The following is a 13,417-nucleotide window of genomic DNA, read 5'->3' as shown; positions in this document are numbered from 1 at the left end:
ACACAGGAGAACCCATGTCCCTTGCAGGCAAGACCATCTTGATGTCGGGCGGCAGCCGCGGCATCGGCCTCGCGATCGCGCTGAGGGCGGCTGCCGACGGAGCGAACATCGCGATGCTCGCGAAGACCGACACCCCGCATCCGAAGCTCGAAGGCACGATCCACACCGCGGCCGAGCAGATCCGCGCGGCCGGCGGCCAGGCTCTGCCGATCGTCGGCGACGTGCGCGACGACGACGACATCACCGAAGCGGTCATGAAGACGCAGGGCGAGTTCGGCGGCATCGACATCGTGATCAACAACGCCAGCGTCATCGACCTCTCGCGCTCGCTCGACCTGAACGCCAAGAAGTACGACCTGATGCAGGACGTCAACGTACGCGGCACGTTCATGCTCTCGCGCGCCGCCGTGCCGATCCTGAAGGATGCCGAGAACCCGCACATCCTCTCACTGTCGCCGCCCCTCAACCCGACCCCGAAGTGGTTGGGCGCGCACACCGGATACACGCTCGCGAAGTTCGGCATGACCATGGCGACCCTCGGCCTCGCCGCCGAGTTCGCACGCGACGGGATCGCCGCCAACACCCTGTGGCCGCGCACCACGATCGCGACGGCGGCCGTGCAGAACCTCCTCGGTGGTGACAAGGTCATGGCTGCGAGCCGCACGCCCGACATCTATGCGGACGCCGCGTATGCCGTGCTGCTCAAGCCCGCGGCGTCGTACACCGGTCAGACGCTCATCGTCGAGGACGTGCTCGAAGCCGACGGTGTGACCGACTTCTCCGGCTATGCCGCGATCCCCGGCACTCCCGACAGCGCGCTCTTCCCCGACATCTTCCTCGACTGAGGTTCCCGCGGCCCCGGAGACAGAGCGGGAGCAGATAGATGGGGTCAGATCAGCAGGTAGACCGCACCGACGATCGTGAGTGCGATCACGATGCGGTCGAACACACGCTGATTCATGCGACGGGCGACCCGCAACCCGAGGAGCGCGCCGACCACCACGAGCGGTGCGAGCACGGCATCCATCAGCAGTACCGCTGGCTCGAACAGCCCGAGGCCCGCGAGGAACGGCACCTTGATCACATTGATGATGGCGAAGAACCACGCGGAGGTACCGAGGAACACCTGCACCGGGGTGCGGGTGGCCAGGAAGTACATCGACATGACGGGCCCGCCGGCGTTCGCGACCATGGTCGTGAAGCCGCCGAGCGTGCCGTAGGCGCCTGCGAGCAGGATGCCGCTGGAGGGCGGTGACGCGGTATCCGCTCTGCTCTGCCGCCACCGGCGCCACAGCGTCACGGCGATCATGAGCAGCAGGATCACTCCGATCGCACGGCGCACCACACCATCGCCGGCGAGTGCGAGGAACGCGAATCCGACCAGCAATCCCGCGATGACCGCGGGGGCGAGCCGCAGCAGCGTGGGCCAGTGCGCGTGCCGGCGGTAGGCGAACAGGGCGAACAGGTCGCCGACCATCAGGAGCAGCAGGGTCGCCGCGGTCGAGGTGCGGGCGGGCAGGACGGCCGCGAACAGCGCGATCGCCAGGATGCTCCCGCCCGGCAGTGCGGTCTTCGAGATGCCGATGACCGCCGCCGCCACCGCGAGCGCCGCCCAGGCCCACGGGTCGAGGGCGATCACCGTTCGAGCTCGGCGACGATCGCGTCGTAGCCCCTGGCCTTCGCGAGGTCGACCGGGAGCACGCCGTCGCCGTCCGTGATGCCACTGTCGGCCCCGCCGTCGAGGAGGGCACGAACCACGTCGACGTAGGTCGAGGATCCGTCGCCGAGCACGATCGCCTCGTGCAGCGCCGTCCAGTTCAGGTTGTTGATGTGGTCAGGGTCGACACCGGCCTCGAGCAGGATCTCGACGGTCGAGAGGTGTCCGCGTTCGGAGGCGGGGATCAGCGCCGTGCCGCCGAAGCGGTTGGTGCTCGCGAGGTCGGCGCCGTTGTCGAGCGTCAGTCGAAGGATGTCATCGTGGCCGCGGGCGCCCGCGTAGAGGTAGGCGGAGTCCTGGATGTCGTCTTTGGCGTTCACGTCCGCCCCCGCCTCGATCAGGACCCGGGCCGCGTCGACGTGGTTCGCCTTGGTCGCCGCCACCAGGGCTGTCATCCCGCCGGATCCGCGCGCCTCGATGTCCGCGCCCTCGTCGATCGCCGTCTGCACGGCGATCGCGTCTCCGTCCTCAGCGGCGGCGAGCAGATCGCGAGTGGCTTCGGTCATGGCAGCCTCCTGGGTCGACGGGGAAGGATGCGGCGCTGCTGTGCAGGCCGTCACGGTCAGCAGAGCAACTGTGACGGCGCCGACGGCCAACATCCTTCGCGCACGCATGCATCCGGTATACCAAATGATGCCGGACATCGGGTGATCAACCTCGCGCGGTGATCAGTCCCGTGTGGCGGTCAGCTCCGCGCGGCGGTGAGTGCCGTGGCGAATCGCGCGGCGCGCTGCTCGATGTCGGCCCAGTCGCCGTTCGCGATCGAGGTTCCGTTCGCCAAATCTCCGCCCGCGCCGACCGCGACCGCGCCAGCGGCGAACCAGGCGGCCAGGTTGTCGGGGTTCACGCCGCCGGTGGGCATGAGCGGGGCATCGGGGAACGGTCCGCGCAGGGCGCCGAGGTAGGACGGGCCGCCGAGCGATGCCGGGAAGATCTTCACGACGTCGACGCCAAGCTCGAGCGCGCCCATGACCTCGGTCGGCGTCATCGCGCCGGTCATCACGACGCGGCCCGTGTCGAGCATGCTGCGCGTGAGGTGCGGCAGTGTGCCGGGGCTGACCAGGAACTCGGCTCCGGCATCCGCTGCGTGCTCGGCCTGTGCAGCGGTGGTCACAGTGCCCGCGCCGACGTAGGCGGCGTCGCCGTGGCGGGCGATGAGTTCGCGGATGACCGCCGGAGCGTCCGGAGTGGAGAAGGTCACCTCGATGCCGGTGACACCGCCGCGGATGATCGCCTCCGAGGCCTCGATGGCCAGTTCAGGGGAGGGGGCGCGGAGGACGGCGAGGATGCCGGTCGTGCGGGCGCGGTCGAGACGGTCGGACATGGGGCTCCTTCATCGGGCGGGCACGTCCATTCTCCCGGGCGCAGCCTGTAACGACAAGTTGTTCAGGACGCGTGGGTTTGCGGCCAGGCCTCGATCAGGTCCTTCGATTCCTTGAGTCCGAGTCCCGTGTGCTCGCGGAGCGCCTTGATCGCGGCGATGGCGGAACCCCCAGCGACCATCCGGTCGATCTCGGAGGCCACCGAAGCCGGCAGCGACGCACGCACGGACGAAGGGGTCGCGACCATCGGGGTGATCGACGAGCGCGTGGCCGTGGCGTTCGACACGGCGGCGAGGTGCGGCGCCGTGGTGCTGACCGACCAGTGGTCGATGCGGTCCTTCGCTTCCTTGAGGCCGACGCCCGAGTGGTCGCGGTACAGCTTGATGGCGTGGATCTTCTGCCCGGCCCCGACGAGCCGGTCGATCTCGGCGATCACGCTCGGCGTCAAACCGGAGACGGCCGTCGACGCCGACGAAGCGGGAGCCGTGCGCGCGGTCGTCAGCGACGGGGTGAACACCTGCGTCTCTGGCAGCTTGGGGCGCATGCCGCGGACCGCGACGGCGAGGATCGCCACGACGACGATCAGGCCGACGACGATCGCGATGATCCACAGCACGGCATCCATGGGCTCAGTCTAGAGAGGTCACCGCCCGCGCCCCAGGGCCTTCCCATCCGCCACCGCGTACCCTGGAGGGTATGACCGAGACTCCCCGCACGCGCGAGACGCGCCCCGCAGCATCCGCGTCCGCCCCGCAGGGACGCCCCGCCCAGGGGAAGGTGCGCGAGACCAGGAAGCCACAGGTGCGCCCTGCCACCGAGGGATGGACCCAGCAGAAGGACGCCGAGGGGCGTCCACTGCTGCAGTTCGCGAGCCCCAAGCGCGGCAAGCCGCCGGTGCACCTGGCTGACCTCACGCCGGCCGAGCGCGTCGAGAAGGTGAAAGAGCTCGGCCTGCCCGGCTTCCGTGCCAAGCAGCTGTCGACGCACTACTTCCGTCACTACACGTCGGACCCCGAGCAGATGACCGACCTCCCGGCCGACACCCGCGAGCAGCTCGTCGCCGGGATGCTCCCGCCGCTGCTCACCGAGGTCCGCCGCCTCGAGACCGACCGCGGCGACACGATCAAGTTCCTGTGGCGCCTGCACGACGGCGCCCTGGTCGAGTCGGTTCTCATGCGCTACCCCGGCCGCATCACGCTGTGCGTGTCGAGCCAGGCCGGCTGCGGCATGAACTGCCCGTTCTGCGCGACCGGCCAGGCGGGCCTGACCCGCAACATGTCGACCGCCGAGATCATCGAACAGATCGTGCGCGCCAACCGGCTCATCGCCGAGGGCGGTCTGGGCGGCAAGAAGTCCGACGACCACAGCATGGAGCGCGTCTCGAACATCGTCTTCATGGGGATGGGCGAGCCGCTCGCCAACTACAAGCGCGTGATGGATGCGGTGCGCTCGATGGTCGCTCCGCAGCCGGACGGGCTCGGGATGAGCGCCCGCGGCATCACGGTCTCGACGGTGGGCCTGGTGCCCGCGATCAAGAAGCTCGCCGACGAGAACATCCCGGTGACCTTCGCGCTGTCGCTGCACGCCCCCGACGACCACCTGCGTGACGAGCTCATCCCGGTGAATTCGCGCTGGAAGGTCGACGAGGCCCTCGATGCCGCCTACGACTATTACGCCAAGACCGGTCGCCGCGTCTCGATCGAGTACGCCCTGATCAAGGACATGAACGATCACGCCTGGCGTGCCGATCTGCTGGCGGAGAAGCTCAACCAGCGTGGACGCGGCTGGGTGCACGTGAACCCGATCCCGCTGAATCCCACGCCGGGCTCGATCTGGACGGCGTCGGAGAAAGACGTCACGAACGAGTTCGTGCGCAGGCTCAACGACGCCGGCATCCCGACGACTCTCCGCGACACCCGCGGCAAGGAGATCGACGGCGCCTGCGGTCAGCTGGTCGCCACGACCGAGGATGAGGCCGCCTCCGCCGCGATGGCCTGAGGCCGGCCGGCACGGCGGGCGTCGACGGCGCCGAGGTGCTCGGCGCGGTCGAGCCACCGGGAGATCGTGGTCTCGCTCGCATCCTTCACGCCGAGCATGCGATGGGTGCGCACCGAGCGGATCCCGCAGAAGCGCATCGTGCCTCGGGCGACGTGGGTCTGGGCGGGCAGCCCCGTGAAGGGTGTGAAGTACCAGGGCGTGTCCGCGAGCAGCAGCAGCCTGCCCCTTCGCGCGGGCAGCAGTCCCTCGACGAGCCCGAGCTTCGTGTAGCGGTACTCCTGCTGCGGCAGCAGGGCGCGGTCGAAGAAGCCCTTGAGCAGCGCGGGCACCGACCCCCACCACAGCGGCGTCGCGATGACGATCGTGTCGGCGTCCTGCAGCGCGCGCTTCGCCTCGACGAGGTCGGGCTCGAGCGTCATGCGCTCGCGGTAGCCGAAGCGCAGGTTCGGGTCGAAGCCGAGGTCGCGGAGGGTGAGCACACGGGCGTCGCCGTGCCCTGCGGCGTAGCGCTGGGCGAGAGCGGCGGTCAGGGAGCGGGCGTCGGGGTGGCCGTCGATCACGAGAGCGGGCATTTCCGGTTCCTATCTGGACAGTGTCAAGCTGGTGGACACTGTCAAGATAGGAGAGGATGTTGCTCATGTCAAGTTCCAAGGACGGGTACCACCACGGCGATCTCGCCCGTGCTCTGGAAGACGCCGCCATGCAGCTGCTGGAGCGGATGCCCGCGGCGGAGATCAGCCTGCGCGAGGTCGCGCGAGCTGCGAACGTCAGCCACAACGCCCCGTACCATCACTTCTCCGACCGCCTGGGACTGCTCAAGGCGATCGCCGAGCGCAGCATGGCCGATCTCCTGGGCCAGGTGAGCACCGCTGCCGAGAAGGCCTCGACCCCGCGGGCCGCGCTCGCCGACGGGGGCTCGGCGTACATCCGCTTCGCCGTCGAGCACCCGCACGCGTTCGACGCCGTCTACGACCCGACGGTCTGCGTGCCCGGATCCCCGACTCCCACCATGGCGCCGTTGATCGACGGGCTCGAGGCGGTGCTCGCCGAGGGGGCGGCGGCAGTCGGCCTCGATCGACCGACGGATGTCGTCGCGCTGTGGGGACTGATCCACGGGCTCGGCACGCTCGCTGCGGCAGGCCACTTCACGCTCGAGGACGGACTGTCGGCCTACGCCGCGGCCCTCGATCGGCTGCTTCCCGCGGAGTGATCCGTCACGGTTGCGTCGTCCAACCTGTGAGTCGCTCAAAGCACTCTTCCACGCGATGCACAGGCGAGGTTTCGTAGATTGTTCGAATGCCCTATTCCGCCCATCGACCGGGTCGCTACGACTCGCAGGGTCGGATCATCCTCGACGGCGAACCCGACGCCGTCACGGATGACCTCGACTTCCTGCGTGAGTTCGAGCCCACCGGCACCGACCACGCCACCCGTGAGGTGCCCGAGTCCGTGCCCGTAGAGACGACCCCGATTGCCGACGCGATCGCCGCGGACGATTCCGCCGCCGAAGAACCCGCTCCGGTGAAGCCGCCGCGGGAGCCGCGCATCCGCCGTCCCCGCGCGAAGCGCGCACCGCGCACTCCCGGTTCGCGCGCGCGAACCCTCGCGATTCTCGGCGGTGCGGAGGGCGAGATCCTCGACCGTGTTCCCGGCGAGACCCCGCGCTTCGTGCAGATGTTCTTCGTGCTCGCCGGCACCGCGCTCGTCTCGGCGATCTCGATGCTCTTCGCACTCACCACCGGGGTGCAGGCGGCCGTCTGGTTGGCCGTGCCCCTGGCGCTCGTCTGGGCGCTCATCATCTTCAACCTCGACCGATTCCTCACATCGACCATGAGCTCGACCAGGAACGTCTGGCGACTCATCGGGCTTGCGATCCCGCGCGTGATCATGGCCGCGATCATCGGCTTCGTCGTGGCCGAGCCACTCGTGCTGCAGATCTTCCACAACGACATCGCCCGCGAGGTCGCCTCCACCAACATCACCCAGTCGCAGTCCGACCAGGAGGCGCTCGAGAACGGCCCGGAGAAGATCGCACTCGACGCGGCATCCGCCAAGGTCGCCGAACTCGAGAACCAGGCGGCGACCGGCATCGTCGCCGGCACCGACTCCTCGTCGGCGACCGAGTCCGCGGCTCAGGCCACGGTCGACGACGTGACCGCGAAGATGACCGCCCAGCAGGCCGTGATCGACCAGGCGCGCGTGCTGTACCAGTGCGAGCTCACGGGTGAGGGTGCCGGCACCGTTCCCGGCTGCACCGGCGTCAACGGCCAGGGCGCCAGTTCGGACGCCGCCAAGGCTCAGCTCGCCGAGGCTCAGCAGACCTACGACGCCCTCGCCGCCCAGCTGCGCACCGCCAACGAGGAGCTCGCCGCGGCCGGCACTGCGGCGAAGGAGAACACCTCGTCGTCCGAGGCGCAGAACCGCGAGCAGGCGAAGTCGCAGCTGCCGACAGCTCGCGACTCCTACGATCAGGCGCTCGCCGCGTACAACGCACGCGCCGATGCGGTCGCGCAGGGCAACGCCGGAGCGGTCGGCCTGCTCAGTCAGATCAGTGGATTGAACCGGCTGAGCGAGAAGGAGCCCTCGATTCTGTGGGCGCACATCCTCATAGCCGCGCTGTTCTTCATGATCGAGCTGCTGCCGGTGCTGGTGAAGGTGCTCACGAGCTACGGTGATCCGAGCCTCTACGAGAAAGCCGCCGCGATCCGCAAGCAGGTCGCCCTCGACAAGGTGACGGCTGAGGGCTTCCGAGACCGTGCGCAGATCGTGACGGATCAGTCCCAGGGGATACAAGCGGAGGCCGGCTCCGGTGAGCCGCAGACGCGTGCGGAACGCCGAGAGGCGGCCGAGGCGCAGGAGCGGGAACGGGCGGAGAAGCGCGCGCAGGCGCAGACGCTCGAGGAGCAGGAGCAGCTCGTTCGCCCGACGATCGGCTGAACCGGGCATCGCGGTGCGGCGAGGCTGCGCCAGGCTCCGGTCAGGCGGGTTGGGGAATCCGCTCCGGCATCCGTGGCGCCTGCTGCGGGGAGAGCTCGCCGACCCGGATGCTTCCCCGCACCGGTTCGTCGCGGACGGCGGCGGCGATCGAGCGGATCAACGCCACGGTCGACGGGGTGCGTGCCCAGCGCGCCCCGGTCATCAGTGCCTCGATGCGGGCGAGCGGATGCTGAAGCATGACATCGTGCTGGCGGACATCATCGCTGAGCCACTCCAAGAGCTGCGCGATGGTCCAATCGGGATTGATCGGTCCAGTCTCTGAAGGACGGCTGGCGAGATGCGTGTTCATTGGTCCAGAATCGGTTCTCATGAGCGTGATGGACAGGGCCAATAGCGGGCCAATGGATCAGGCATCGGCCATTCCTGCGGTACGAGCGGCCTCTCTCGTCCACGCAGGTGACGTGTCCTCGGAGGCGCTCTCGGCGCGGCTCGGCCGCTGGACACAGGGAGACGGCACTCTCGCCGCCCGGCTCGCGCGAGGCATCGAGGGTCTGATCGCAAGTGGAGAGCTGCGCCCGGGGGACCGGCTGCCCGCGGAGCGCGCACTGGCAGCGGCAGGGTCCGTCTCGCGCGGCACGGTCGTCGCTGCGTACGGCGACCTCGCAGACCGCGGTCTCGTCGACCGGCGGCAGGGGAGCGGCACCCGCATCGCCGGGACAGCTGCAACCGCCGTGCCTGCCTCACGACCAGGACGCGGAGAGGCCCTCTTCTCGGCGCTGCCGAACGCGATCGATCTCCTGCGCACCGTGCCGCAGATCTCCGACCTCGGGGTGCAGCTCATTCGCGATCACAAGCCGCGGCTCGACCTCGCCCTGCTGCCGGAGACCGACCCTGCGGGCCTGCCTGCGCTGCGCACCCTCATCGCCGACATGTACGCCGCCGAGGGAACACCGACCACACCGGAGCAGATCCTCGTCACGCACGGCGCGCAGCAGGCCATCAGTCTCGTCGTCAACGCGCTCGTGGGCCCAGGCGACATCGTGCTCGCCGAGGAGATCACCTGGCCGGGCGTCACTGATTCGGTCGGCCTGCGCGGCGGTTCGGTGCACGGCGTCCCGATGGGCGACGACGGTCTCAACGTCGACGCGCTGGAGCAGGCCCTCGCTCGTCTGCGTCCGGTACTCGTCGCCCTCAACCCGCATCACCAGAACCCGACCGGGTCGCGCCTGCCTGCAGCTGCTCGGCATCGGGTGGCCGCGCTCGCCGCGCAGTACGGCGTTCCGGTCATCGAGGATCGCGTGCTCGCCGGCATCTCCTTCGACGGGGTGGTGCCGCCCACGCTCGCCGCCGAGCGCGCCGACGCGCCCGTCATCGTGGTCGAGTCGGTGTCGAAGTGGGTGTGGGCGGGCCTGCGGATCGGCTGGTTGCGGGCGGACCCCGTGCTCGTACGACGGCTGCGTGGCGCGCGTCAGCTCGCCGACCAGTCCACCAGCGTGCCGGGTCAGCTGCTGGCTCTCGACCTGATCGCGCGCGCCGACGACCTGCGCCGCGCGAACAGCCGCATCCACCAGGAGCGGCTCCGGCTGCTGCAGCGACTGATGGCAGAGCACCTGCCCGACTGGACGGTCGAGCCGCCCCGTGGCGGGCTGTCGCTATGGGTGCGGGTGCCCGTGGGGTCAGCATCAGCGCTCGCCCGAACGGCGGCCGCACACGGTGTCTCGATCGCCGGAAGTGCGGCGTTCGCCGTTTCCGCGTCGCCGGACGATCACATCCGCATCCCCTTCACCGCCCCCGACGATGTGCTCGCCGAGGGCATCCGCCGCCTCGGAGCGGCCTGGCGCGAGTATCGGGAGACTCTCGGGATGTCTTCCTAGGCTGACCCGCATGACTCGGATGCAGCGTCGGACCATGCGGATGCAGACGCTGTGGATCTCGATCGCCGGTGTGCTCGCCGTCACGATCTATGCTGCGCTCGCCGCGGTGCAGATCTTGGTGTGGACGCCGCTCGCGGCCGCTCCCGGGTTCACTCTCGACCAGATCCGAGCTGAGCTGAGCGGAGCGGGTGAGTCGATCGACGCGCCGACGACCTTCATGATTCTCGGGGTGGGAGTCGTGCTCGCCCTCGCCCTCGGTGTGATCGCGATGACGTCGAGGGCCACTCCGATGATCGCGGCTGCCGGCTTCCTGAGTCTGCTCATGCTCGGAGCCCCGGGCTTCTTCTTCGCCTCATTCGCCCCGGGCATGGCGCTGGCCGATACCTTCATGATCTCGGCGGGCGTCTCCCTCCCCGGAGTGCGAGCGTTCTACATCATCAGCGCCTTCGCAGCAGCCCTGCTGATGCTCGGCGGGGTGGTCGCCGTGCTCCGGGCACGCGCCGCTCCTGCGTCGGCCTGACCTCTTCCCTCGCGTCCGGCCCCGTCATGGCGGGCAGCCAGTAGCGTTGATCCATGGTCAACTATCGCTATCTCGGCAACAGCGGTCTCAAGGTCTCGGAGATCACCTACGGCAACTGGGTCACCCACGCCTCGCAGGTCGGCGACGACGCCGCCGTCAAGACCGTCCACGCCGCCCTCGACGCCGGAATCACCACCTTCGACACCGCCGACACGTACGCCAACACGGCGGCGGAGGTCGTGCTCGGCAAGGCCCTGGAGGGGCAGCGCCGCGAAGGCCTGGAGATCTTCACGAAGGTCTACTTCCCGACCGGTCCGAAGGGGCCGAACGACACCGGCCTGAGTCGCAAGCACATCTTCGAATCGATCAACGGTTCGCTCGCGCGCCTCGGCACCGACTACGTCGATCTGTACCAGGCACACCGCTTCGACTACGAGACCCCGCTGGAGGAGACGTTCCAGGCCTTCGCCGACGTCGTCCGCCAGGGCAAGGCGCTCTACATCGGCGTCTCGGAGTGGACTGCGGAGCAGCTGCGCGAAGGGCACGCTCTCGCGAAGCAGCTCGGCATCCAGCTCATCTCGAACCAGCCCCAGTACTCGATGCTGTGGCGTGTGATCGAGGGCAAGGTCGTCCCGGCGTCCGAAGAGCTCGGCATCTCGCAGATCGTCTGGTCGCCGATGGCGCAGGGTGTGCTCAGTGGCAAGTACCTGCCGGGTCAGCCGGTGCCGGAGGGCTCGCGCGCCACCGACCCGCACAGCGGCGCCGACTTCATCAAGAGCTTCCTGCAGGACGACATCCTCACCGCCGTCCAGCGCCTGAAGCCGATCGCCGAACAGGCCGGCCTGTCGATGCCGCAGCTCGCGATCGCGTGGGTGCTGCAGAACCCGAACGTGGCCGCGGCGCTGGTCGGGGCCTCTCGTCCGGAGCAGCTCGCCGAGACCGTCAAGGCCTCGGGCGTGACTCTCGACGCCGACACGATGGCGGCGATCGACGCGGCCCTCGGCGACACGGTCAACCGCGACGCCGAGAACACCTACTCGGTGTCGCCGAAGTCGCGCCTGGTCTGAGTGCCCTGATCTGACGCCGAGACCCATCGGTAACGTCGAGACCCACCCCCGCTGACGTACGCACGGGTGGGTCTCGACGTTGGGCGTGGGTTTCGGCGACGGTCATTCCTTGACGGCACCCGCGGTCAGGCCCTGTACGATCCAGCGGCTCGCGAGGGCGAACATCGCCATGGTCGGCAGGATCGTCAGCACGGCTGCGGCACTCATCGAGCCCCAGTCGATGTTGAAGGTGGAGATGAAGCCGTTCAGCGCCGAGGGCACGGTGCGGTTCGCGTCGGTGTTCATCAGCACGACCGACAGGAACAGTTCGTTCCAGCAGTTCACGAAATTGAAGATGAACGCCGCGATGATGCCGGGCGTCATCACCGGGACGAGCACCCGGAACAGGGCTCCGAGGCGCGAGCATCCGTCGATCATCGCCGCCTCTTCGAGTGCGTCCGGCACGTTCTCGAAGAAGCCGCGGAGCATGACCGTCGAGAACGGGATGCAGATCGCGATGTACACGAGGATGAGTCCTGGCTTGGTGTCGACCAGGCCCAGGTCGGTCATCATCGAGTAGAGCGGGCCCAACGCGATGAATGCCGGGATCATCTGAGTGAGCAGGAACGCGATCAGGACCGCGCCCTTTCCGCGGAACTCGAACCGGGCGAGCACGTAGGCGCTCAGCAGGGCGATGAGCGTCGCCACTGCCCCGCCGACGACGGCGACCAGCGCGGAGTTGCCGAGGAAGACGCCGAACGAGCTCTTCTGGAACAGGCTGATGTAGTTCTCGAGCGAGGGCTCGCTCGGCCAGTACTCGATCGGGAACCGGTTGATCGTGCCGGGTGACTTGATCGACGTCAGCGCGATCCAGTAGAGGGGGAACAGTGTGATCACGAGCCAGAGCCCGAGACCCGCGACGCGGACGACGCCGCCGACCGTGACGCGCGGCTTCGGACGCGGGGCGGATGCCGGATCCGGCACGGTGATGCGCCGGGTCTCGGTGATCGAGGATCCCGTTCGGGAAGCGTCTGTCATTGTCATCGCTGCACTCTCCGCATCGCCATAAGGTAGAACGCGCAGAACACGAACAGGACCGCCATCACGATGAGGCCGATCGCGCTCGCGAAGCCGTAGTTGCCCTGCTGGGTGTAGTTGATCATCCAGGTCGTGATGATGTGCGTCTGGTTGGCGGGGCCGCCGTTGGTCATCGCGTAGATGATGTCCGGGAAGTTGAAGATCCAGATCACGCGCAGCAGGATCGTCAGCAGCAGCGTCATCGAGATGTACGGGATGATGATCGAGAACAGCTGCCGGAACTTGCCCGCGCCGTCGAGGCTCGCCGCCTCCAGCATCTCGTCGGGCACCGACTGCAGCGCCGCGAGGATCATGATCGCGAAGAACGTCACGCCGTACCAGACGTTGGCGACGATCACCGCGAACATCGCGAGCTTCGGATCAGCCAACCAGGGGAGCGGGGCGTCGATCAGCCCCGCCTTCATGAGCAGGTCGTTGACCACGCCGAACTCCGCGTTGAACATCCAGCGGAACAGCATGCCGATCAGGAAGCCCGACACCGCCCACGGGAAGAACACGAGCGCCTGGTAGAGGCCGCGGAAGCGGAACCTCTTGCGCAGGGCCAGGGCGATTAGGAATCCGATCACGAGCTGCGGCACGAGCGAGCCGACGACCCAGAGCACAGAGTTCCACGCCACGGTCGGGAAGGCAGGATCCCGGAACACCGCGAGGAAGTTGTCGAAGCCGACGAACGGCGTCGAGGTGAGGTCCCACAGGTTCCAGTCGTGGAAGGCCATGCGCGCGCCCTGCAGCATCGGCCAGTAGGTGAACCAGCAGACGAAGACGATCGCCGGCGCGAGGAAGGCCAGCAGCGTCCACGCCTGACGGCCGCGGAACGGGCGTCGGCGGGATGCCGGGGAGGCCCCGGCGGCGGTCTGCTGCGAAGCAGTGCCGACGGAGCCTCCCTTCTGAGCGGTGCGGGCCAC

General features: G+C 68.6%; 15 protein-coding genes. 7 read left to right on the top strand and 8 right to left on the bottom strand.

Annotated features, from left to right (window positions below):
• The first annotated feature begins 14 nt into the window (after nt 1-14).
• Nucleotides 15-845, top strand: a complete 831-nt coding sequence (locus GZ64_RS0116980) for an SDR family oxidoreductase (RefSeq protein ID WP_021198290.1) — start codon at nt 15-17, stop codon at nt 843-845.
• Between the two features lie 44 nt (nt 846-889).
• Here GZ64_RS0116980 and GZ64_RS0116975 read toward each other — a convergent pair whose 3' ends face one another.
• The 4 genes from GZ64_RS0116975 to GZ64_RS20330 all read right to left on the bottom strand — a co-directional run bounded on the left by GZ64_RS0116975 (nt 890) and on the right by GZ64_RS20330 (nt 3,664).
• Nucleotides 890-1,639: a sulfite exporter TauE/SafE family protein gene (locus GZ64_RS0116975; RefSeq protein ID WP_029267832.1), complete on the bottom strand. Its 750-nt coding sequence runs from the start codon at nt 1,637-1,639 to the stop codon at nt 890-892.
• On the bottom strand, nt 1,636-2,223 hold the full coding sequence (locus tag GZ64_RS0116970; RefSeq protein WP_231479921.1) for an ankyrin repeat domain-containing protein: 588 nt from the start codon (nt 2,221-2,223) through the stop codon (nt 1,636-1,638). Before GZ64_RS0116970 ends, GZ64_RS0116975 begins: the two co-directional genes overlap by 4 nt.
• A gap of 179 nt (nt 2,224-2,402) precedes the next feature.
• Entirely contained in the window at nt 2,403-3,041 is a 639-nt protein-coding gene (locus GZ64_RS0116965; RefSeq protein ID WP_029267830.1) for a bifunctional 4-hydroxy-2-oxoglutarate aldolase/2-dehydro-3-deoxy-phosphogluconate aldolase, read from the bottom strand.
• Nucleotides 3,042-3,103: 62 nt separating this feature from the next.
• A complete protein-coding gene (locus tag GZ64_RS20330; protein WP_029267828.1) occupies nt 3,104-3,664 on the bottom strand; it encodes a ribosomal protein L7/L12 in 561 nt (186 codons plus the stop codon).
• Nucleotides 3,665-3,735: 71 nt separating this feature from the next.
• Here GZ64_RS20330 and rlmN point away from each other — a divergent pair, with 71 nt between their 5' ends.
• Nucleotides 3,736-5,037, top strand: a complete 1,302-nt coding sequence (rlmN, locus tag GZ64_RS0116955; RefSeq protein WP_029267826.1) for a 23S rRNA (adenine(2503)-C(2))-methyltransferase RlmN — start codon at nt 3,736-3,738, stop codon at nt 5,035-5,037.
• Here rlmN and GZ64_RS0116950 read toward each other — a convergent pair.
• Nucleotides 4,986-5,609, bottom strand: a complete 624-nt coding sequence (locus GZ64_RS0116950; RefSeq protein WP_029267824.1) for an NAD(P)H-dependent oxidoreductase — start codon at nt 5,607-5,609, stop codon at nt 4,986-4,988. The two genes, rlmN and GZ64_RS0116950, sit on opposite strands and share 52 nt — an antisense overlap.
• Before the next feature lie 65 nt (nt 5,610-5,674).
• On the opposite strand from GZ64_RS0116950, the gene GZ64_RS0116945 reads away from it, so the two are divergent.
• Complete coding sequence (locus tag GZ64_RS0116945) at nt 5,675-6,247, top strand: TetR/AcrR family transcriptional regulator (RefSeq protein ID WP_029267822.1); 573 nt, start codon at nt 5,675-5,677, stop codon at nt 6,245-6,247.
• A gap of 86 nt (nt 6,248-6,333) precedes the next feature.
• Nucleotides 6,334-7,974, top strand: coding sequence for a DUF4407 domain-containing protein (locus GZ64_RS0116940; RefSeq protein WP_029267820.1), 1,641 nt, complete (start codon nt 6,334-6,336; stop codon nt 7,972-7,974).
• Between the two features lie 40 nt (nt 7,975-8,014).
• Here the strand turns inward: GZ64_RS0116940 and GZ64_RS0116935 are convergent, their stop codons facing one another.
• Nucleotides 8,015-8,323 (bottom strand): hypothetical protein, encoded by a 309-nt coding sequence (locus GZ64_RS0116935; RefSeq protein WP_029258516.1) that lies wholly within the window; start codon nt 8,321-8,323, stop codon nt 8,015-8,017.
• 112 nt (nt 8,324-8,435) lie between these two features.
• Here GZ64_RS0116935 and yczR point away from each other — a divergent pair, with 112 nt between their 5' ends.
• Genes yczR through GZ64_RS0116920 form a run of 3 tightly spaced genes read left to right on the top strand, consistent with a single transcriptional unit; the run spans nt 8,436 to nt 11,435 of the window.
• Nucleotides 8,436-9,848: an aminotransferase-like domain-containing protein gene (yczR, locus tag GZ64_RS0116930; RefSeq protein ID WP_029267818.1), complete on the top strand. Its 1,413-nt coding sequence runs from the start codon at nt 8,436-8,438 to the stop codon at nt 9,846-9,848.
• 10 nt (nt 9,849-9,858) lie between these two features.
• Complete coding sequence (locus GZ64_RS0116925; RefSeq protein WP_136025508.1) at nt 9,859-10,368, top strand: hypothetical protein; 510 nt, start codon at nt 9,859-9,861, stop codon at nt 10,366-10,368.
• A gap of 53 nt (nt 10,369-10,421) precedes the next feature.
• A complete protein-coding gene (locus GZ64_RS0116920) occupies nt 10,422-11,435 on the top strand; it encodes an aldo/keto reductase family protein (protein ID WP_029267814.1) in 1,014 nt (337 codons plus the stop codon).
• A gap of 102 nt (nt 11,436-11,537) precedes the next feature.
• Here GZ64_RS0116920 and GZ64_RS0116915 read toward each other — a convergent pair whose 3' ends face one another.
• Together GZ64_RS0116915 and GZ64_RS0116910 are read right to left on the bottom strand one after the other, a co-directional pair.
• The gene (locus GZ64_RS0116915) at nt 11,538-12,458 is read right to left on the bottom strand and encodes a carbohydrate ABC transporter permease (RefSeq protein WP_029267812.1); all 921 of its coding nucleotides are present in this window, start codon (nt 12,456-12,458) and stop codon (nt 11,538-11,540) included.
• Nucleotides 12,455-13,417 carry a carbohydrate ABC transporter permease gene (locus tag GZ64_RS0116910; protein WP_021198304.1) on the bottom strand — a complete coding sequence of 321 codons (963 nt, stop codon included), beginning with the start codon at nt 13,415-13,417 and terminating at the stop codon, nt 12,455-12,457. The genes GZ64_RS0116915 and GZ64_RS0116910 overlap by 4 nt, the downstream gene beginning before the upstream one ends.

The sequence above is a fragment of the Microbacterium sp. Cr-K32 genome, assembly GCF_000708345.1.
In the GTDB taxonomy this organism is placed as follows: domain Bacteria; phylum Actinomycetota; class Actinomycetes; order Actinomycetales; family Microbacteriaceae; genus Microbacterium; species Microbacterium maritypicum_A.
This window is presented reverse-complemented; position numbering and strand designations above follow the sequence as displayed.